Genomic DNA, 18,890 nt, shown 5'->3' with positions numbered 1-18,890 from the left:
AGGAAACGTGAGAGAGCGCGTGATACCCGGAGATGGCGATCACCAGGCGGCAACGCGTTCGGAACGAGGCTCAGGGCGGCTGATCGCCGGTCGGTATCTCCTTCACGACGTTCTCGGCAGAGGCGGGATGGGCACGGTCTGGCGCGCCCACGACCAGCTGCTGGACCGCCCGGTCGCGGCCAAGGAACTGCACATCCTCACCCAGGGCGACGAGGAGCAGCGCATACGGGTGCGCCGCGCGGTCCGTGAGGCGCGCGCGGTCGCCCGGGTGCCGCATCCCCATGTGGTGGGCGTCCACGACCTGGTCGAGTCCGAGGACCGGCTGTGGATCGTCATGGAACTCGTCGAGGGGCCCTCGCTGGCCCACCGGATCGCCGAGAGCGGGCCGCTCACGCCGCAGCACACCGCCGCCCTGGGTGTGCAACTGCTCGACGCGCTGGAGGCCGTGCACGCGGCCGGCACCCTGCACCGTGATGTCAAGCCAGCCAACGTCCTGCTGCGCCGCGACGGCGACGCCGTCCTCACCGACTTCGGTATCGCGGCCCTGGACGACGGCGAGTTCCTGACGACCACCGGTGAACTGATCGGCTCCCTCGAGTACATGGCACCCGAGCGGGTGATGGGATCGCCGGTCGGCCCGGCCTCCGACCTGTGGTCCCTGGGCGCGACCCTCGCCACGGTCTGCGGCGGGCAGTCCCCGTTCCGCAGACCGGCACGGCCCGCGACGCTGCACGCGGTGGCGTACGAGGGACCCGTCCTGTCGGAGCGGCTCGGCCCGCTGCGCCCGGTCGTCGAGGCACTGCTGCGCAAGTCCCCCGACGAGCGCCCTTCGGCGGCCACCGCCCGTTCCGCGCTGCGGCGCGTCGCGGCGGGAGAGGCGGACGCCGGGCCACTGCCGTCACCGACCGTGCGCGTGTTCCAGCCTTCTGCCGCGTCGGCCGACGTGGACACCGTGACCAGCGGCCAGGAGCGACTCGTCCCGGCCGGGGAGCCCGTACCGACGGCCCTGCACACCACGTCGCTCAGGCCCGTGCCCCGGCAGTCGTCCCGGGGACCGAAGCGGCTCTGGTGGGCACTGGCCGGTACGGCGGTGCTGGCGTCGGGCGTCGGCGGTGGTCTCTTCCTCACCGGGGCGCTGCCGCTCAAGAAGGACCCCACGACGGCGACCATCAGTCAGGTCGTCCGCTCGACGACCGGCTGGCAGTCGGTGACCCGACTGACCGTCCAGCAGGGAGACCGGGTCACCGTACGGTTCGTTTCCGGAGAATGGACGGTCGACTACCGGAACAAGCCCGTGACCGGGCCGACCGGCTACGACGCGCTCACGGACCAGTCGCTGGACGGGGCGAAGAGCTGCAAGATCAAGCCGGCGGCGCCGTTCGGCACCCTGCTGGCACGCCTCTCCGACAGTCAGGACGCCCCCGTCCATACCGTCGGGCGGAAACTGACTTTCCGGGCGGCTCAAAACGGCCCCCTGCAACTGGGGATCAACGACGCCGCCGGGTCCTGCTCCGAGGACAACAGAGGTGCGCTGACCGTAGAGGTGAGGGTCACACACCAGCCTTGACGGGCGGCCGGCGCGCACCGGACGCACGTGGCTCCTCCCTCGCCCTGCCACCTGATCCTCCCCCCCTGCCGCCATGCAACCTGTCTGCAACCAAGCCAGGAGTTGACTGGGCCGGACCGACCGACCCTCGCGCGAAGCGGTCACATCCGTTTCCGCGCATCAAGGCAGGGACACGCCATGGACCAGCAGGAGACGACGGACGCCGCCCCGCGCGTGGAGTTGACGCCCTCGGCCGCCGAGTTGCTGCGGCAGCTGCGGGCGGTCCACGGACCGTTGATGTTCCACCAGTCCGGCGGCTGCTGCGACGGCAGTGCGCCCATGTGCTATCCGGAGGGCGAGTTCCGCACCGGCGGCTCCGACGTGCTGCTCGCCGAGCTGGACGTCGAGGGGCTCGACGAGCCGGTGACGTTCTGGATGTCGAAGAGCCAGTACGAGCTGTGGAGCCACACGCGACTGATCGTCGACGTCGTGGCGGGCCGCGGCAGCGGTTTCTCCCTGGAAGCACCCGAAGGAGTGCGTTTTCTCATCCGTTCCCGCGTCGTAGACGCCTAGGCCCCGCACAGGTCGTCACAGTCTGCTGCAATCCCCCTGAGTTCCAAGACAGTTGACGAGACCTCAGGGGGCACCGTGACACCTCGCGACGGACGACTCAGAACAGCACTGACGGTTCTCACGGCATGGAGCGCGCTGGCCGGTGCGGCCCTGGTGGGGGCGGCACCGGCCAGCGGCGTGGAAGGCGCCCACACCCGGAACGGCACGGTCGCCGACGCGGAGGCTCGCGCCGGCAAGGCCGTCGCCCCGGGCATCACGTACAAGGAGTTCGACCTCCCGGCCGCCCAAGGCGTGGCGCGCGCACACGTACTGAGCGTCGATCTGAGCAACCGTCATGTGCGTGTCGATCTCCTCCACTCCGCGGCCGTGGCCTCCCGAGCGGCCGTCTCCCGGCTGGCCGAGGCGCAGGGCGCCGTCGCCGGTGTCAACGGTGACTTCTTCGACATCTCCGAGGCCCAGCATCCTGGGGTCGAGGCCACGGGCGCGACCGTGGGTCCCGCGATCGCGAACGGCCGCACGCTGAAGGCGGCGGTCCCCGACGGTCAGCGCTTCGGCCCCGCCCTGCCGCCCGGCACGACCACGAAGAACGTGCTCGGCGTGGGCCTGGACGGCCGGGCGCGGCTGGACAGCCTGGCCCTCGACGGTTCCGTGCGCAGCTCCCGTGGGCGGTGGGCGCTCGGTGGGCTCAACCAGTACGCGCTGCCGCAGGGTTCCATCGGCGCGTTCACCTCGGCCTGGGGCGGTGTCTCCCGCAAGCGGGCCGTCTGCGGCACCGACATCGACCGCGCCGCGCCCTGCAGCTCGGACACCTACGAGGTGACGGTCCGCCGCGGCCGGGTCGTGTCGACGGCCTCCACACCCGGCGGCGGTCCCGTCGCGTCCGGCACCACCGTGCTGGTGGGGCGCGAAGCGGGCGCGCAGCGGTTGCGCGAGCTGGCGAAGGGGCAGGCGGTCCGCGTTCAGCACTGGCTCGTCGCGGCCGGCACCCGAATCCGGTACCGCTTCGCCGTCGGCGGCTATCCGGTCCTCACCCACGGGCAGCCGCTGCCCGGTCTGAACAACACCACCTCGGCCGTACGGACCGCCGTGGGCATCGCGAACAAGGGGCGGCGCCTGCTTCTGCTCGCCCTCGACGGTGCGCCCGCCTACCGCGGCGGACTGACCATCGCGGAAGTGGCGCACACCATGCGGACATTGGGCTCCGTCGACGCGTTCAGTCTGGACGGGGGCGGCTCCACGACCATGGTCGCGCGGATGCCGGGAGCGGGCGCGGTGAGCGTCCTCAACCACCCCTCCGGCGGCGCCGAACGCCCGGTCCCCAACGGCATCGGAGTGTTCTCAGGCAGCTGACACGGCGCCTGACACGCACCTGGACCCGCACGTCAGGGGCGCAGGCTGCTCACGATGTCCGCCGTCGCGGTGAGTCCGTTCTGAATGGTCGGCCCCATGGTGGTGCTCGACAGATAGAAGCCGAGCAGTACGCAGACCACCGCGTGCGAGGGTTTCAGCGCGCCGTTGCGCAGGAAGACCACCGCGAGGATCAGGAGCAGTACCACCACAGAGATGGAAATGGCCATCGTCAACCTCCTCCGCCACGTCGACACCGCGGCTTTCGGCCGCAAGTGTCGCGTAGCGGAGGGTTCGGCCGGGCGGCTGACGTGTCCTCCGAACGTGTGGTGTCTACGCCCACTCGCACACCAGCGCGGGCACCTGCTCGTGCGCGTCTACTCGTGCGCGTCGAGGAAGGCTTCGAGCCCGGCGAGGTCGTCGGTGTTGAAATAGTCGAGGTCGGCGGCCAGTAGTTCGCCCCACAGGGCCTCGCGCGCCGGGCCCGCCAGGTCGGGCGTGGCCCAGAACCGCACCTTCTGGTGGCGTCGGTGCGCCGACGCGATGATGCCGCGCAGCTTCGCACGCTCGGCGTCGGGGAACGGACCGTCGCCCAGCCAGGTGAAGTTGAGCGTCCAGTTGTCCGAGATCAGCGGGATGAAGGAGGCGGGGGCCGCGCTGCCGAGGTCGGTGAGCCGGCCGTCGTAGAAGGCGCGCCGCACGCTCTGCGCCTCCATGGGCGTACGGGCGGCGCGGTCACCGGAGATCACCGCGGTGATCGGCCCCGGGCGCACCCGGCCGTGCGCGTAGGTGGTGAACAGGTGTGGGTAGCGGCTCAGATGGCGGTCGAGTTCGAGGTACGTCGACGAGCCCTCGGTCTTGATGTCGATGAGGAGTTGCAGGGGCGTGCGGTATCCCCGGTAGACCGAGCCGTGGTTGGCCTTCACACGGGCGGCCAGGGGCGCGAGGTAGAGGGATTCGAGGGTGCGGGTCGGGTCGAGGTCGACCGGGTCGTGGGCGACGAGGAGTTGGTCGCCGACGAGGTAGATGTCGGCCTCGACGCTGCCGAAGCGGTGGTCGAGGGCGTCGAACAGGGGTCGCGGGTGCTCGTAGTCGTTGTGCGCGTGGGCACGCCACAGGGGGCGCGTGTGGTGCTTCTCCTCCCCCGCCAGTGCTCGCGAGGCGGGCAGGGCGACCGAGCCCGCTAGGGCGGCGCCGAGGGTGGTGAGGGCTCTGCGACGGGTGGTGAGGGCCATGCTCTGCCTCCCTGAGGGGTGCGCTACGGAACTCAGCGAGTATGCGGTCCTCGGAGACCCAACAAACCTTGAGCTGAGGGGAGTTGGCCGGACTGCCGCTGTCTGTTCACTTCACCCGCGGTGCGCACACCGAGAGGCCCGCCCCTGGTGGGACGGGCCTCTGGCAGATGTACTCAGGGGGCTTGCAGGTCCACCAGTTCGGCCAGCGCGGCGCGGTGGGCTCCCGCCGTGCCGTACGCGATCGAGTCCGCCTTGGCCCGCTTCAGATAGAGGTGAACCGGGTGCTCCCAGGTCATCCCGATGCCCCCGTGCAGTTGGAGGGCCTCCTCGGCGGTGTGGACGGCGACGGACGCCGCGTACGCCTGCGCGACGGCGACCGACACGTCGGTGTCCGCGCTGCCCGTCGCGAGCGCGTCGGCGGCACCGCGGGCGGCGGCGCGTGTGTTGACGACCTCCAGCCACAGCTGCGCGAGCCGGTGCTTGAGCGCCTGGAATCCGCCGACGGGCCGGTTGAACTGCTTGCGTTCCTTGAGGTACCGGACCGTCTCGGTCAAGCACCAGTCGGCGAGTCCGAGTTGCTCGGAGGCGAGCAGTCCTGCGCCGCTGCGCAGGGCCCGTCGTACGGCGGGTTCCGCGGCGCCGAGACGACGTGCCCGCACCCCGTCGAAGGTGACCCTGGCGAGCGGCCGGGTGAGGTCGAGGGACACCTGCGGGGTGACCGTCACGGCGTCCCCGTCCACCGCGTACAGTCCGCCGTCATCCGCCGGAACCAGCAGCACGTCGGCCACCGCCGCGTCCGCGATCCCCGTCAGCTCCCCGTGCAGGAAGCCGTCCTCGTTCCGTACGGCCTGGTGGGCGCCGCCGGGTGCCACGGACAGCGCGACGGCGAGCACGCCGATCGTCCGGCCCGACGCCAGCGCCGTCAGCAGCGCGGCGGCCTCCTCGCCCTCGCAGGCCAGCAGCGCCTCGGTGGCGACGACGGCGCTGGTCAGATACGGCACCGGCGCGACCGCACGCCCCAACTCCTCCAGCACCACGGCGACTTCGCGGTGAGTGGCGCCCTGGCCGCCCAGCGACTCGGGTACGAGCAGGCCCGCCAGGCCCATCCCGTCCGAGAGCGCCTTCCACAGCTCGGGATCGTGCGGGGTGTCCGTCTCGGTGCGGGTGATGACGCCCGCCGCGTCGCAGTGGTCGGAGAGGAGGTCGCGGACGGCGGCACGCAGCGCCTCTTCCTCCTCCGAGTACAGCAGATCGGGCTGGGTGCTCTGTGTCGCCGGCGTAGTCGTCGTTGTCGTCGTTTTCATCGGGCGAGGTCCTTCCACGCGACGTCCTTGTCGGTGCGCGGCTCGGACGGCAGGCCCAGCACGCGTTCGGCGACGATGTTCAGCAGGACCTCGCTGGTCCCGCCCTCGATGCTGTTGCCCTTGGAGCGCAGATAGCGGTAGCCGGCGTCGCGGCCGGTGAAGTCGACCAGTTCCGGTCGGCGCATCGTCCAGTCGTCGTACAGCAGCCCCTCCTCGCCGAGGAGTTCGACCTCAAGGCCGCTGATCTCCTGGTTGAGGCGGGCGAATCCGAGCTTCATCCCGGAGCCCTCGTGGCCGGGCTGGCCCGCGACGAGCTGCTGGCGCAGCCGTTCGCCGGAGAGCCGGGCGACCTCGGCCTCCACCCACAGCTTCAGCAGCCGCTGGTGCACATCGTGGGTGCGCAGTTCGGGACGCTCGCGCCAGGTCCTGGAGACCGGGCCGATCATGCCGCCCTCGCGGGGGATGCGCATACCGCCGATGGAGACGCGCTCGTTCATGAGCGTGGTCTGCGCGACCCGCCAGCCGTCGCCGACCTCACCCAACCGGTGCGCTTCGGGAATGCGGACGTCGGTGAGGAAGACCTCGTTGAACTCGGCCTCGCCGGTGATCTGGCGCAGCGGCCGCACCTCGACGCCCGGGTCGGTCATGTCGCAGATGAAGTACGTGATGCCGCGGTGCTTGGGCACGTCCGGGTCGGTGCGGGCGATGAGGATGGCCCAGCGGGCGAGGTGGGCGCTGGAGGTCCACACCTTCTGCCCGTTGACCACCCAGTCGTCGCCCTCCCGGACGGCACGCGTACCGAGCGCGGCCAGGTCGGACCCGGCGCCGGGCTCGCTGAAGAGCTGGCACCAGACCTCCTCGCCGACCCACAACGGCCGCAGGAAGTCCCGCTTCTGTTCCTCCGTGCCGAAGCCGAGGATGGTCGGCGCGGCCATGCCGAGGCCGATGCCGATGCGCCGCGGGTCGTTGTCGGGGGCGCCGGCGGCCTCCAGTTCGGCGTCCACGACGGCCTGGAGGGTGCGCGGGGCGCCGAGCCCGCCGAGGCCCTCGGGGTAGTGCACCCAGGCGAGTCCGGCGTCGAAACGGGCCTTGAGGAAGTCGAGGCGGTCCGTGGTCGCGGGCGGGTGCGCCGCCAGCAACTCCTTCGTACGGGTGCGCAGTTCGGCTGCGTCGGTCATGCGGCTGCTCCGTTCTCGAGAGAGGGCACCACGACGACCCGGCCGGTGGTGACACCGTCGCCGACCCGCTGCACGGCGGCCGCGCCGCCGCCCAGCGGCACTCGCTCGCTGACCAGGGGCTTGATGGCGCCGCGCGCGGCCAGCTCGGTGAGCTGCTCGTGGCAGTGCTGGATCAGCTTGGGGTTCTTGGTGCCGTACAGGCCCCAGTGCAGGCCGAGGATCGCGTAGTTCTTCACCAGGGCGTGGTTGAGCGCCGGGCTGGGGATCGAGCCGCTGGCGAAGCCCACGACGACGATCCGGCCCTCGAAGGCGACGACCTTGGTGGACTGGGTGTACGCCTCACCGCCGACGGGGTCGTAGATCACGTCGGCGCCCCGGCCGCCGGTGGCTTCCTTCACGGCGGCGATGACGTCCTGGGTACGCCGGTCGATGACGACGTCGCAGCCCAGCTCGCGCGCCACGGCCACCTTGTCGGCCCCGCCGACCACACCGATGACGGTGGCGCCCGCCGCCTTGCCCAGCTGCACGGCCGCGCTGCCGACTCCTCCGGCGGCGGCGTGGACGAGCAGCGTCTCGCCGGCTTCGAGACGGGCCCGGCGGTGCAGACCGAACCACCCCGTCTGGTAGCCGATGTGCAGGGCTGCGGCCTCGGCGTCGTCGAGGGTGTCGGGCGCGGGCAGCAGGGCGGCGGCGTCCGCGACGGCGTACTCGGCGAGACCGCCGTGCGGCAGCGCGGGGTTGGCCAGCACGCGGCGTCCGTCCTCGGTCTCGCCGCAGATCTCCACACCGGGCGTGAACGGCAGCGGCGGCCTGACCTGGTAGTGCCCGCGGCACATCAGCACGTCCGGGAAGTTGATGTTCGCCGCGCGCACCTTGAGCAGGACCTGCCCCTCACCGGGCACCGGTCGCTCCACGTCCTGGAGCTGCATCACCTGGCTCGGTTCGCCGAGCTGGTGCACTTGCCATGCCTGCATGCGGGGCCTCCACGGGACTGCTCTGTCTGACCGGGCTCGATCGCATACTAAGCGGTCGCTTGCCGATCAGGGAACAGTCGTGTGCGTCACGCCCTCACGGACGGGCCGGACGCGCCCTCACATGCATCCGCTCCCCCTGCGGCCCGAACAGGCTCAGGAACTCCACGGGCCCCTCCCCCGTCGACCCGAACCAGTGCGGCACCCGCGTGTCGAACTCGGCGGCCTCCCCCGGACCGAGCACCACATCATGGTCGGCCAGCACGAGCCGCAGCCGCCCCGACATCACGTACAGCCACTCATAACCCTCGTGGGTCCGGGGTTCCGGCTCGAGCTTGCGCTGCGGTTCGAGCACCTTGTACGCCTGGAGTCCGCCGGGCTGCCGGGTGAGCGGCCAGTGGGTGCGGCCGCCGCGCACGATCGGCTGGGCGCGTACGCGCGGGTCGCGCACCGGGGGCGCGCCGACCAGCTCGTCCAGGGGTACCTCGTGGGCCCGGGCGATCGGCAGCAGGAGCTCCAGACTGGGCTTGCGCAGCCCCGACTCCAGCCGCGACAGCGTGCTCACGGAGATGCCGGTCGCCTCGGACAGGCCGGCGAGTGTCGCGCCCCGCTCCTTGCGGATGCGCCGCAGTCTCGGCCCGACCTCGGCCAGCACCTCGTCCGTCCGTGCCTCGTCATCCATGCCCTTGCTCATGCCCATATTGCAGATTCGGCAAAGCTGTTTGTCAATGCGGCACCGGTCGGGCGACCGTCTGCGGTGGAGGTGGTCACCATGACCGACATGACCGAGAGGTACGAGGCCGTCGTCGTCGGAGGCGGCGCGGCCGGCCTGTCCGCCGCACTGGTCCTCGGCCGGGCCCGGCGCCGCACGCTCGTCGTCGACGCCGGCGAGCCGCGCAACGCGCCCGCCGCGCATCTGCAGGGCTATCTGACCCGGGACGGCATGCCGCCCGCGGAGTTCCTCGCCGCGGGGCGCGAGGAGATCGCGCGGTACGGCGTCGAGCTGGTCCGGGACCGGGCGGTGGACGTGTCCCGGCAGGACAGCGGCGAGTTCCTCGTGACGCTCGCGGCCGGACGGACCGTGCACGCGCGGCGGCTGATCCTCGCCACCGGACTGGCGGACGAGCTCCCGACGGTCACGGGGGTCGCCGAGCGCTTCGGCCGGGACGTGCTGCACTGCCCTTACTGCCACGGCTGGGAGGTCCGCGACCAGTCCTTCGGGGTGCTGGCCGCCACGCCGATGAGTGTCCACCAGGCACTGATGGTCTCCCAGTGGTCGAAGGACGTCACCCTCTTCCTGCACACGGTCGCCGAGGGGGAGCTGACGGCCGACGACACGCGCCGGCTCGCCGCCGCCGGAGTCGTCGTGGTGCCCGGTGAGGTCGCGGGGCTCGTCGTCGAGGGCGACCGGCTCACGGGGGTCCGGCTCACGGACGGTACCGTCCACGACCGCTCGACGCTCTTCGTGGCGCCGCGCGCGGTCCCCCGCAACGACCTGTTCGAGCGGCTGGGCGCCGAGCTGCGCGAGACCCCGTTCGGCACGTACCCGGTGGTCGACGAGACGGGCCTGACGACCGTGCCCGGCGTCTGGGCGGCGGGCAACGCGGTGGGCTTCGCCGAGCAGGTCGTGAACGCCGCGGGCGCGGGCTACCGGGCGGCGGCCACGCTCAACGGTGAGCTGCTCCTCGCCGACCTCGACGCCGCCTGAACGCTCCGCTGGAAGGACCGGGACGTGCCGTCGATCGTCCGCGGCGCCATCGTGGCCGGTCGCGCCGTTCCCCGCGCCCCTTCAAGGCGCGAGAGGCGCGCCCGCCGCGGAGCGGCTGATGTGACCGGCATCCCGCGCCTGCACCGTGACCGGCCGGACAAATCCTGGCCCCGGAGCTGACCGCCCGGGTGTGGACGGCGGCCCTCCGTAGCACCATGGCTCCATGCTGCTCGCCCGGCTCGCCCATGTGTCCCGGGAGGTCGCCGCCGCCTCGGCGCGGTCCCGGAAGACCGCTCTGCTCGCCGAGCTGTTCCGGGACGCCGACGCGGACGACGTGCCGATCGTGATCCCGTATCTGGCGGGCCGTCTCCCACAGGGGCGGCTCGGCATCGGCTGGAAGCTGCTGAGCGGGCCTGTGCCGCCCGCGCCCGAGCCCTCGCTCACGGTGCGGGACGTGGACGCCCGGCTGACGGAGGTCGGCGCGGTCACGGGCGCCGGCTCGCAGGCGGAGCGCAGGCGGCTGATGGACGAGCTGCGGGCGGCGGCCACCGAGGACGAGCAGCGGTTCCTGTTCGGGCTGCTCACCGGCGAGGTGCGGCAGGGCGCGCTGGACGCGGTCGCGGTCGAGGGGCTCGCCGAGGCGACCGGCGCGCCCGCCGCGGACGTACGGCGGGCGGTGATGCTCGCCGGATCGCTGCAGACGGTGGCGCAGGCGCTGCTGACGGACGGCCCAAAAGCCCTGGACGACTTCCGGCTCACGGTGGGCCGCCCGGTGCTGCCCATGCTCGCCCACAGCGCCACGTCCGTGTCCGAGGCAGTGGAGAAGCTGGGCGCGTGTGCCGTCGAGGAGAAACTCGACGGCATCCGCGTACAGCTGCACCGCGACGGCGACGACGTACGGATCTACACCCGCACCCTCGACGACATCACCGACCGGCTGCCCGAGCTCACCTCCGCGGCGATGGAGTTGAAGGGCACCCGGTTCATCCTGGACGGCGAGGTGATCGCGCTGGACGAGGACGGGCGGCCACGCTCCTTCCAGGAGACGGCCGGGCGGGTGGGTTCGCGGGTGGATGTGGCCACGGCCGCGAAGAGCGTGCCCGTCTCCCCCGTCTTCTTCGACGCGCTGTCGGTCGACGGGCGGGATCTGCTGGATCTGCCGTTCGCCGAACGGCACGCGGAGCTGGCGCGGCTGGTGCCCGAGCCGATGCGGGTGCGGCGCGCCCTCGCCCACGGGCCCGAGGACATCCCCCCGGCACGACGATTCCTCGCCGAGACGCTGGAGCGCGGTCACGAAGGCGTGGTGGTGAAGGCCCTGGACGCCCCCTACAGCGCGGGCCGGCGCGGGGCGTCGTGGCTCAAGGTCAAGCCCGTGCACACCCTCGACCTGGTGGTCCTGGCGGCCGAGTGGGGCCACGGACGGCGCACCGGCAAGCTCTCCAACCTGCACCTCGGGGCCCGCGCCGCGGACGGTTCCTTCGCGATGCTCGGCAAGACCTTCAAGGGCATGACGGACGCGATGCTGGCCTGGCAGACCGAGCGCCTCCAGGAGCTGGCCGTCGAGGACAGCGGCCACGTGGTCACCGTACGGCCCGAACTCGTCGTGGAGATCGCCTACGACGGTCTGCAGAAGTCCACCCGCTACCCGGCCGGGGTCACCCTGCGCTTCGCCCGCGTGGTGCGCTATCGCGAGGACAAGACGCCCGCGGAGGCCGACACGGTCGAGACCCTGCTCGCCGCACACCCGGAGGTGGCTCCGTGACGGGGAAGCGCAGTGCGGGACTGCTGCTGTACCGGCGCGCCGCCGACGGCCCGGAGGTGCTGCTCGGCCACATGGGCGGCCCGTTCTTCGCGCGGCGGGACGCCGGGGCGTGGACCGTGCCCAAGGGCGAGTACGAGCCCGGCGAGACCGCCTGGGACGCGGCGCGCCGGGAGTTCCAGGAGGAACTGGGGCTGCCGCCGCCCGACGGCGAGGCCGTCCCGCTCGGCGAGGTCGAACAGAAGAACGGCAAGGTCGTCACGGCCTGGGCGATCGAGGCGGACCTCGACCCGGCGGCCATGGTCCCGGGCACCTTCGAGATGGAGTGGCCGCCGAAGTCGGGACGGCGCCAGGAGTTTCCCGAGCTGGACCGGGTGGAATGGTTCGGCCTGGACCGGGCCGCGGAGCTGATCGTGCCGGCGCAGGCGGCGTTTCTCGACCGGCTGGCGGAGCACTCGGACTGAGAGCGACCTCCGCGTTGCGCCGCACCTCGCCGCGCGGGAGGGTCGGAAAACAGGCTCGAGGAACAGCCCGCTTCAGGAGGTCGGCCATGCCCATCGCGACGGTGAACCCGGCGAACGGCGAGACGCTCAAGACGTACGACGCGCTCGGCGCCGAGGAGATCGAGCGCAGGCTCGCCACGGCCGAGACCACGTTCCGCGACTATCGCACCACGTCCTTCGCCGAGCGTGCACGGCTGCTGCACAGGGCAGCCGACCTTCTCGACGAGGAGCGGGACGACATCGGCCGGGTGATGACCACGGAGATGGGCAAGCCGGTCAAGCAGGCCCGCGCGGAGGCCGCCAAGTGCGCGAAGTCGATGCGCTGGTACGCCGACCACGCCGAGGAGCTGCTCGCCGACGAGGAGCCCGCCGGCTCCGACGTCAAGGACTCCGGCGCCTCCCGCGTCCTGGTGCGCTACCGGCCGCTGGGCCCGGTGCTGGCCGTCATGCCGTGGAACTTCCCGCTCTGGCAGGTGGTCCGGTTCGCGGCGCCCGCCCTGATGGCGGGCAATGTCGGCCTGCTCAAGCACGCCTCGAACGTGCCGCAGACCGCCCTCTACCTGGAGGACCTGTTCCGCCGGGCGGGCTTCCCCGAGGGCGCTTTCCAGACGCTGCTGATCGGCTCGGGCGCCGTGGAGGGCATCCTGCGCGATCCCCGGGTCAAGGCGGCGACGCTGACCGGGAGTGAACCGGCAGGGCGCGCCGTGGCCTCGGTCGCCGGGGACGAGGTCAAGAAGACGGTGCTGGAGCTGGGCGGCAGCGACCCGTTCGTCGTCATGCCGTCCGCCGACGTGGACCGGGCGGCGAGGACCGCGGTGACGGCCCGGGTGCAGAACAACGGGCAGTCGTGCATCGCCGCCAAGCGGTTCATTGTGCACACGGACGTGTTCGACGCCTTCGCCGAGCGCTTCACGGCGGGCATGAAGGCGCTGAAGGTCGGCGATCCGCTGGACGAGGACACCGACATCGGCCCGCTCTCCACCGAACAGGGCCGCGGTGACCTGGAGGAACTCGTCGACGACGCGGTGGAGAACGGCGCGACCGTGCTCTGCGGCGGCGAGCGCCCCGAAGGCTTCACGGAGCACGGCTGGTACTACGCGCCGACCATCCTCACCGACATCACCCCCGAGATGCGCGTCCACCAGGAGGAGACCTTCGGGCCGGTCGCCACGCTCTACCGCGCGGCCGATCTGGACGAGGCGGTGGCACTCGCGAACGACACGCCGTTCGGGCTGAGTTCGAACGTCTGGACGAACGACGAGGCCGAGGTGGACCGGTTCGTACGCGACCTGCAGGCGGGCGGCGTGTTCTTCAACGGGATGACCGCCTCCCACCCGGCGTTCCCGTTCGGCGGGGTCGAGCGGTCCGGCTACGGGCGTGAACTGTCGGGACACGGAATCCGCGAGTTCTGCAACATCACCACCGTATGGCACGGAGCGTAAGCGTTCCGCAGCTACCATCCCCCTGTGAACCGCGAAGTGACCCTGCCTCTGATCGTCGACGACCGCGGCACGTTGCAGGTGGCGGCCGCCGACGTCAGCAAACTGCTGCGCACGGTGGGCGGCCGGTGGCTGCACCTGGTGGAGGCCGGCCAGGACGGGCTCGACGAGGACACGGTGGCGACGTTGACCATCGAACTCGCCAAGCTCGCCGACCGCATCGACGTGGCCTGCATCGCGCACAGCAGCGGGACGACGTCCGACTGACGGCGCGCGTCAGCCCGGTCCGCGCGCCGGGCCGACGCGCCCTCAGGTCGGCCGCTGGTCGAGTTCCCACAGGGCGTGCCAGAACTTCGCCTCATAGCTCTGCAGCAGCCGCCCGTACCGGAGGACCTCGGTCTCCCCGATCCGCCCCGCGTCCAGCCCCGCCTGTACAGCCGTGAGCGCCTTCCGCTCCAGCTCCGGGGCGGGTGCCGCGAACAAGTCGAAGAAGCCGCACACCTCGCCGCCGAAGCCGTAGTGGCGGCGCAGGGCTTCGGCGATCACCGCGCAATAGCCGCCCCACGTCGTGAAGTTGCCGCTCAGGGCGAGCACCACGTCGGCCGGTGAGCCGTTCAGGGCCAGCCAGGCGACGTACGCGGGATAAGCCTGGCAGTCCGCGAGCGGCTCGTAGGACGCCGCTCGCGCCTCGTCCACCCCGCAGGCGGCGGCGAACACATCCAGCCTGTCCTGGGCCAGAGCCTCACCCTCCGCGAGCGTGGTGAAGAAGGCGGCGCTCTGCGGCTCGACGTCCGGACGCTCGACCAGATGCAGGAACGCGCGGCGGTCCGCGGCGATCACATGGCGCTGTTCCAGGGCGAGGGCGGCGAGCGTGGAACGCTGGGCCGCGCCCCGGGCGATGAGGGGCAACAGCCGGTTGGCGTGGGGGTCCGGGGCGAGCTTCCCCGTGGTGTCCTCCAGCAGTTCCCTGGCCGTGCGCACCATGGCGTACTCCTTCGGTTCGGCCGTCCCGGGGCCTCTTCCCTCGTACTCCTGCACCCTCCCAAGAATCCCCGGAATGGAGTAACCCGACGAGAGATCCCCACGCTTCCGGGTGATCGTGGGTGGACCACCCCTGTGGGTGAACCACCCCCGAGGGTGAACCACTCTTCCGCCGGGGGACGAGAGTTCCCCGGAAGGCGAAAGAAGGCGCGCGTCATGGCGACTTTGTGCAGACCTTCGGTCTCCGTACCGGAATACGTGATCACGATGGAGGAGACGCTGGAGCTGGCTCGCTCCCGTCACGAGGACCACCCGCAACTGCCGTTGGCACTCCGACTGATCGAGAACACCGGTGTCCAAACCCGGCACATCGTGCAGCCCATCGAGGAGACGCTGAAACACCCGGGCTTCGAAGAACGCAACAAGGTCTACGAGAGTGAGGCCAAGGCCCGCGTCCCCGCCGTCATCCAGCGGGCGCTGGATGACGCCGAGCTGCTCACCACCGACATCGACATGATCATCTACGTCTCGTGCACCGGGTTCATGATGCCCTCGCTCACGGCCTGGCTGATCAACTCGATGGACTTCAGCAGCGACACCCGGCAAATACCCATAGCCCAGCTGGGCTGCGCGGCAGGCGGCGCCGCGATCAACCGGGCCCACGATTTCTGCACGGCGTACCCCGACGCCAACGCACTCATCGTGGCCTGCGAGTTCTGCTCGCTCTGCTACCAGCCGACCGATCTCAGCGTCGGCTCGCTGCTCTGCAACGGCCTGTTCGGCGACGGTATAGCCGCCGCCGTCGTCCGCGGCAACGGCGGCACCGGCGTCCACCTGGAGCGCAACGGCTCCTATCTGGTCCCCAAGACCGAGGACTGGATCATGTACGACGTCCGCGCCACGGGCTTCCACTTCCTGCTGGACAAGCGGGTTCCCGGGACGATGGAACCGCTCGCCCCCGCCCTCCACGCCCTCGCGCGACAGCACGACTGGGACGCCTCCGAACTGGACTTCTACATCATCCACGCGGGCGGCCCCAGGATCCTCGACGACCTCAGCAAGTTCCTCGAGGTCCCGCCGGAGGCCTTCCGCTTCAGCCGGGCCACCCTCACCGAGTACGGGAACATCGCCAGCGCCGTCGTCCTGGACGCGCTGCGCCGGCTGTTCGACGAGGGCGGCGCCGAGCACTCCGCACGCGGACTGCTCGCGGGCTTCGGCCCCGGCATCACCGCGGAGATGGCCCTGGGCCGCTGGCAGGACACCAACGACGAGACGGTGTGAACGGAAATGACCGAGAAGACGATCACCGGGCCACTGCCGCCTGTCCGGCACTGGCCCGCCCTCGACCTGAAGGGCGTGGACTTCGACCCGGTCCTGACCGAGCTGATGCGCGAGGGACCGGTCACCCGGATCCAGCTGCCCAACGGCGAGGGCTGGGCCTGGCTGGTGACCCGCCACGACGATGTGCGCAAGGTCGCCAACGACCCACGCTTCGGCCGCGAAGCGGTCCTGGAGCAGCAAGTCACCCGGCTCGCCCCGCACTTCATCCCGGCCCGCGGCGCGGTGGGCTTCCTGGACCCGCCCGACCACACCCGGCTGCGCCGCTCGGTGGCCGCGGCCTTCACGGCACGCGGGGTGGAGCGGGTCCGCGACAAGGCCCGGCGCACGCTCGACGAGATGGTCGACGAGCTGCTGCGGGTCGGACCGCCCGCCGATCTCACCGAGGCGGTCCTCACTCCCTTCCCCATCTCGGTCATCTGCGAACTGATGGGCGTCCCGCCCGACGACCGGCGGGGCATGCACACCTGGACGCAGCTGATCCTGTCCTCCGCGCACGGCGCCGAGGTCAGCGAGAAGGCCAAGGACGAGATGGGCGCCTACTTCAGGAAGCTCATCGGCGCCCGGAGCCACAGCAGGGACGAGGACGTCACCTCGCTGCTGGGCGCCGCCGTGGGCCGGGACGAGATCGATCTGGAGGAGGCCGTCGGACTCGCCGTCCTCCTCCAGATCGGCGGCGAGGCCGTCACGAACAACAGCGGGCAGATGTTCTACCTGCTCATGACCCGCCCGGCGCTGGCCGACCGGCTGCGCTCCGACCCTCGGATCCGCCCCCAGGCCATCGACGAGCTGCTGCGCTACATCCCGCACCGCAACATGGTCGGCCTGTCACGGATCGCGAGGAAGGACGTCGAGATCAGCGGCGTACTGATCCGGGCCGGCGATCCGGTCTACGTCTCGTATCTGGCCGCCAACCGCGACCCGGAGGTCTTCCCGGACCCGGAGCACATCGACTTCGAGCGCAGCCCCAACCCGCACGTGGCGTTCGGCTTCGGCCCGCACTACTGCCCGGGCGGGATGCTGGCCAGGCTGGAGTCGGAACTCCTGGTGGACGCGCTTCTGGACCGGATGCCGGGGCTGCGGCTCGCCGTCCCCCCAAGTCAGGTCCCGTTCAGGAAAGGCGCGTTGATCCGTGGCCCCGAGGCTCTGCCCGTGACGTGGTGAGCGACCGATGACCATGACCGAAGGACTCCTCGTACCACCCGGTCACGGCCGGATCGTACAAACCCCCGCCCAGCACGTGACCTTCAAGGTGACCGGCTCGCACTCGCGCACCGCGTCCACCTTCGAGGTGCTGGTACCGCCCGGCTTCGACGTGGGCGCCCACGTGCACTCGCGCAGCGAGGAACTGTTCTACGTGCTCGAAGGCGAGCTGGACGTGCTCGCCTTCGAGCCCCGGATCCGGACCCCCGACAACTGGCAGAAGTGGGAGTCGAGTTCGGGCAACCGGGCGGTACGGGCAACCCCGGGCACGGTCATCGTCGTGCCCCCGGGCTGTCCCCACGCCTTCGCCAACCCCACCGAGACCCAGGCGAAGATGTTCTTCCAGGCCTCCCCGCCCCCGGACCACGAGCGCTACTTCGAGGAGCTGCTGGAGATCCTGGGTTCGGGCGGCCCACCCGACCACGCGGCCATCGAGGAACTGAGGGCGCGATACGACATCGAGCAGCTCACCCCTCTGAAACACCGCTAGCCGCAGCGCCCCTTCCCGGGGGCGCGGGGTGACTACCGAATCGGCATCCCGGAAAGCGTCCGGGCGATCACCAACCGCTGGATCTCACTCGTACCCTCGAAAATGGTGTAAATGGCCGCATCCCGGTGCATCCGCTCCACCGGGTACTCGCGGGTGTAGCCATTTCCACCGAGGATCTGGATCGCCTGACCGGTGACTTTCTTCGCCGTCTCACTGGCGAACAACTTGGACATCGACCCCTCGGCCGCAGTGAACGGCTTCCCGTTGATCGCCATCCACGAAGCACGCCACACCAGCAGACGCGCCGCATCGACCGACGTACGCATGTCGGCGAGCTGGAACGCGACACCCTGATTGTCGATGATCGGACGCCCGAACTGCTCACGCGTCATCGCATAGTCGAGGGCGACCTCGTACGCGGCGCGGGCCGTGCCCACCGCCATGGCCCCGACGGCCGGACGCGACGCCTCGAACGTGGCCATCGCGGCGTTCTTCACCCGCTCGCCGCCACCCGCCTTGGCGCGCTCCCGGGCGCGGGCCAGGCGCTCGTCCAGCTTCGCCTTGCCGCCGAGCAGGCAGGAACCGGGGATGCGAACGTTGTCGAGGACCACCTCGGCGGTGTGCGAGGCGCGAATGCCGTGCTTCTTGAACTTCTGGCCCTGGGAGAGGCCCGGCGTGTTCGGCGGCACGATGAAGGAGGCGTGCCCCTTGGAGCCGAGGTCCGCGTCGACGACCGCGACGACGACATGGACATTGGCGATGCCACCGTTGGTCGCCCAGGTCTTGGTGCCGTTGAGCACCCACTCGTCCTTGGCCTCGTCATAGACGGCACGCGTGCGCATCGAGGCGACGTCGGAGCCGGCGTCGGGCTCGGAGGAGCAGAAGGCCGCGACCTTGACATCGCTCGCGTCACCGTACATCTGGGGGATCCAGGTGCCGATCTGCTCCTCGGTGCCGTTGGCGAGGACGCCCACGGCGGCGAGGCCGGTGCCGACGATCGACAGGGCGATGCCCGCGTCGCCCCAGAACAGCTCCTCCATGGCCATGGGTATGCCGAGACCGGTCGGGTCGAAGTACTGCTGGGCATAGAAGTCCAGGGAGTAGATGCCGACCTTCGCGGCCTCCTGGATGACCGGCCAGGGAGTCTCCTCGCGCTCGTCCCACTCGGCGGCCGCGGGGCGGATCACATCGGCGGCGAACCCGTGGAGCCAGTCGCGGACCTCCCTCTGTTCGTCGTTGAGCTCCATGGTGAACTCGGCCATGTCCCCTCCAGCACTGCACTAAAGTGTTACTTGCGGTAACTGGAGTCTGTTAC

Annotated in this window: 19 protein-coding genes; 11 read left to right on the top strand and 8 right to left on the bottom strand. The window is 71.0% G+C overall.

The window, feature by feature from the left end; translation table 11 throughout:
* Window positions 1-7: 7 nt before the first annotated feature.
* The 3 genes from ACZ7M2_RS24620 to ACZ7M2_RS24610 all read left to right on the top strand — a co-directional run bounded on the left by ACZ7M2_RS24620 (window position 8) and on the right by ACZ7M2_RS24610 (window position 3,469).
* A complete protein-coding gene (locus ACZ7M2_RS24620; RefSeq protein ID WP_471597084.1) occupies window positions 8-1,567 on the top strand; it encodes a protein kinase domain-containing protein in 1,560 nt (519 codons plus the stop codon).
* A gap of 177 nt (window positions 1,568-1,744) precedes the next feature.
* On the top strand, window positions 1,745-2,119 hold the full coding sequence (locus ACZ7M2_RS24615) for a DUF779 domain-containing protein (RefSeq protein ID WP_403686162.1): 375 nt from the start codon (window positions 1,745-1,747) through the stop codon (window positions 2,117-2,119).
* 75 nt (window positions 2,120-2,194) lie between these two features.
* Window positions 2,195-3,469, top strand: a complete 1,275-nt coding sequence (locus tag ACZ7M2_RS24610) for a phosphodiester glycosidase family protein (RefSeq protein ID WP_471597083.1) — start codon at window positions 2,195-2,197, stop codon at window positions 3,467-3,469.
* 32 nt (window positions 3,470-3,501) lie between these two features.
* Here ACZ7M2_RS24610 and ACZ7M2_RS24605 read toward each other — a convergent pair whose 3' ends face one another.
* The 6 genes from ACZ7M2_RS24605 to ACZ7M2_RS24580 all read right to left on the bottom strand — a co-directional run bounded on the left by ACZ7M2_RS24605 (window position 3,502) and on the right by ACZ7M2_RS24580 (window position 8,848).
* Window positions 3,502-3,696, bottom strand: a complete 195-nt coding sequence (locus tag ACZ7M2_RS24605; RefSeq protein WP_352046738.1) for a hypothetical protein — start codon at window positions 3,694-3,696, stop codon at window positions 3,502-3,504.
* Window positions 3,697-3,843: 147 nt separating this feature from the next.
* The gene (locus ACZ7M2_RS24600; protein ID WP_471597082.1) at window positions 3,844-4,701 is read right to left on the bottom strand and encodes a phosphatidylinositol-specific phospholipase C/glycerophosphodiester phosphodiesterase family protein; all 858 of its coding nucleotides are present in this window, start codon (window positions 4,699-4,701) and stop codon (window positions 3,844-3,846) included.
* A gap of 173 nt (window positions 4,702-4,874) precedes the next feature.
* On the bottom strand, window positions 4,875-6,005 hold the full coding sequence (locus ACZ7M2_RS24595) for an acyl-CoA dehydrogenase family protein (RefSeq protein WP_471597081.1): 1,131 nt from the start codon (window positions 6,003-6,005) through the stop codon (window positions 4,875-4,877).
* Complete coding sequence (locus ACZ7M2_RS24590) at window positions 6,002-7,183, bottom strand: acyl-CoA dehydrogenase family protein (protein WP_471597080.1); 1,182 nt, start codon at window positions 7,181-7,183, stop codon at window positions 6,002-6,004. The genes ACZ7M2_RS24595 and ACZ7M2_RS24590 overlap by 4 nt, the downstream gene beginning before the upstream one ends.
* A complete protein-coding gene (locus ACZ7M2_RS24585) occupies window positions 7,180-8,157 on the bottom strand; it encodes an NADPH:quinone oxidoreductase family protein (RefSeq protein ID WP_352046734.1) in 978 nt (325 codons plus the stop codon). The genes ACZ7M2_RS24590 and ACZ7M2_RS24585 overlap by 4 nt, the downstream gene beginning before the upstream one ends.
* A gap of 94 nt (window positions 8,158-8,251) precedes the next feature.
* Window positions 8,252-8,848, bottom strand: coding sequence for a helix-turn-helix domain-containing protein (locus ACZ7M2_RS24580; RefSeq protein ID WP_470057353.1), 597 nt, complete (start codon window positions 8,846-8,848; stop codon window positions 8,252-8,254).
* Window positions 8,849-8,935: 87 nt separating this feature from the next.
* Here ACZ7M2_RS24580 and ACZ7M2_RS24575 point away from each other — a divergent pair, with 87 nt between their 5' ends.
* The 5 genes from ACZ7M2_RS24575 (at window position 8,936) to ACZ7M2_RS24555 (ending at window position 13,830) form a co-directional block, all read left to right on the top strand.
* Complete coding sequence (locus tag ACZ7M2_RS24575; protein WP_471597457.1) at window positions 8,936-9,862, top strand: NAD(P)/FAD-dependent oxidoreductase; 927 nt, start codon at window positions 8,936-8,938, stop codon at window positions 9,860-9,862.
* A 223-nt stretch (window positions 9,863-10,085) separates the two neighbouring features.
* Entirely contained in the window at window positions 10,086-11,624 is a 1,539-nt protein-coding gene (locus tag ACZ7M2_RS24570; RefSeq protein WP_471597079.1) for an ATP-dependent DNA ligase, read from the top strand.
* Window positions 11,621-12,085 (top strand): NUDIX hydrolase, encoded by a 465-nt coding sequence (locus tag ACZ7M2_RS24565; RefSeq protein WP_471597078.1) that lies wholly within the window; start codon window positions 11,621-11,623, stop codon window positions 12,083-12,085. Before ACZ7M2_RS24570 ends, ACZ7M2_RS24565 begins: the two co-directional genes overlap by 4 nt.
* An 86-nt stretch (window positions 12,086-12,171) precedes the next feature.
* Window positions 12,172-13,566, top strand: a complete 1,395-nt coding sequence (locus ACZ7M2_RS24560; protein WP_471597077.1) for an NADP-dependent succinic semialdehyde dehydrogenase — start codon at window positions 12,172-12,174, stop codon at window positions 13,564-13,566.
* A 24-nt stretch (window positions 13,567-13,590) separates the two neighbouring features.
* Window positions 13,591-13,830, top strand: coding sequence for a DUF6213 family protein (locus ACZ7M2_RS24555; RefSeq protein WP_054228947.1), 240 nt, complete (start codon window positions 13,591-13,593; stop codon window positions 13,828-13,830).
* Window positions 13,831-13,872: 42 nt separating this feature from the next.
* Here ACZ7M2_RS24555 and ACZ7M2_RS24550 read toward each other — a convergent pair whose 3' ends face one another.
* Window positions 13,873-14,547, bottom strand: coding sequence for a transcriptional regulator (locus ACZ7M2_RS24550; protein WP_471597076.1), 675 nt, complete (start codon window positions 14,545-14,547; stop codon window positions 13,873-13,875).
* Between ACZ7M2_RS24550 and ACZ7M2_RS24545 the strand changes: the two genes are divergently transcribed.
* The 3 genes from ACZ7M2_RS24545 to ACZ7M2_RS24535 are packed head-to-tail and all read left to right on the top strand — an operon-like array spanning window position 14,485 to window position 17,575.
* Window positions 14,485-15,825 carry a type III polyketide synthase gene (locus tag ACZ7M2_RS24545; protein WP_403686147.1) on the top strand — a complete coding sequence of 447 codons (1,341 nt, stop codon included), beginning with the start codon at window positions 14,485-14,487 and terminating at the stop codon, window positions 15,823-15,825. The two genes, ACZ7M2_RS24550 and ACZ7M2_RS24545, sit on opposite strands and share 63 nt — an antisense overlap.
* 6 nt (window positions 15,826-15,831) lie before the next feature.
* Entirely contained in the window at window positions 15,832-17,046 is a 1,215-nt protein-coding gene (locus tag ACZ7M2_RS24540) for a cytochrome P450 (RefSeq protein WP_471597075.1), read from the top strand.
* Window positions 17,047-17,053: 7 nt separating this feature from the next.
* Window positions 17,054-17,575, top strand: a complete 522-nt coding sequence (locus tag ACZ7M2_RS24535; protein ID WP_403686145.1) for a cupin domain-containing protein — start codon at window positions 17,054-17,056, stop codon at window positions 17,573-17,575.
* Window positions 17,576-17,607: 32 nt separating this feature from the next.
* Here the strand turns inward: ACZ7M2_RS24535 and ACZ7M2_RS24530 are convergent, their stop codons facing one another.
* Window positions 17,608-18,837 carry an acyl-CoA dehydrogenase family protein gene (locus ACZ7M2_RS24530; protein WP_471597074.1) on the bottom strand — a complete coding sequence of 410 codons (1,230 nt, stop codon included), beginning with the start codon at window positions 18,835-18,837 and terminating at the stop codon, window positions 17,608-17,610.
* Between the last annotated feature and the right edge of the window lie 53 nt (window positions 18,838-18,890).

The sequence above is a fragment of the Streptomyces sp. NPDC111507 genome (assembly GCF_055638955.1).
Note: the sequence above shows the minus strand (reverse complement) of the source record. Positions and strands in the feature narration are given on the sequence as shown.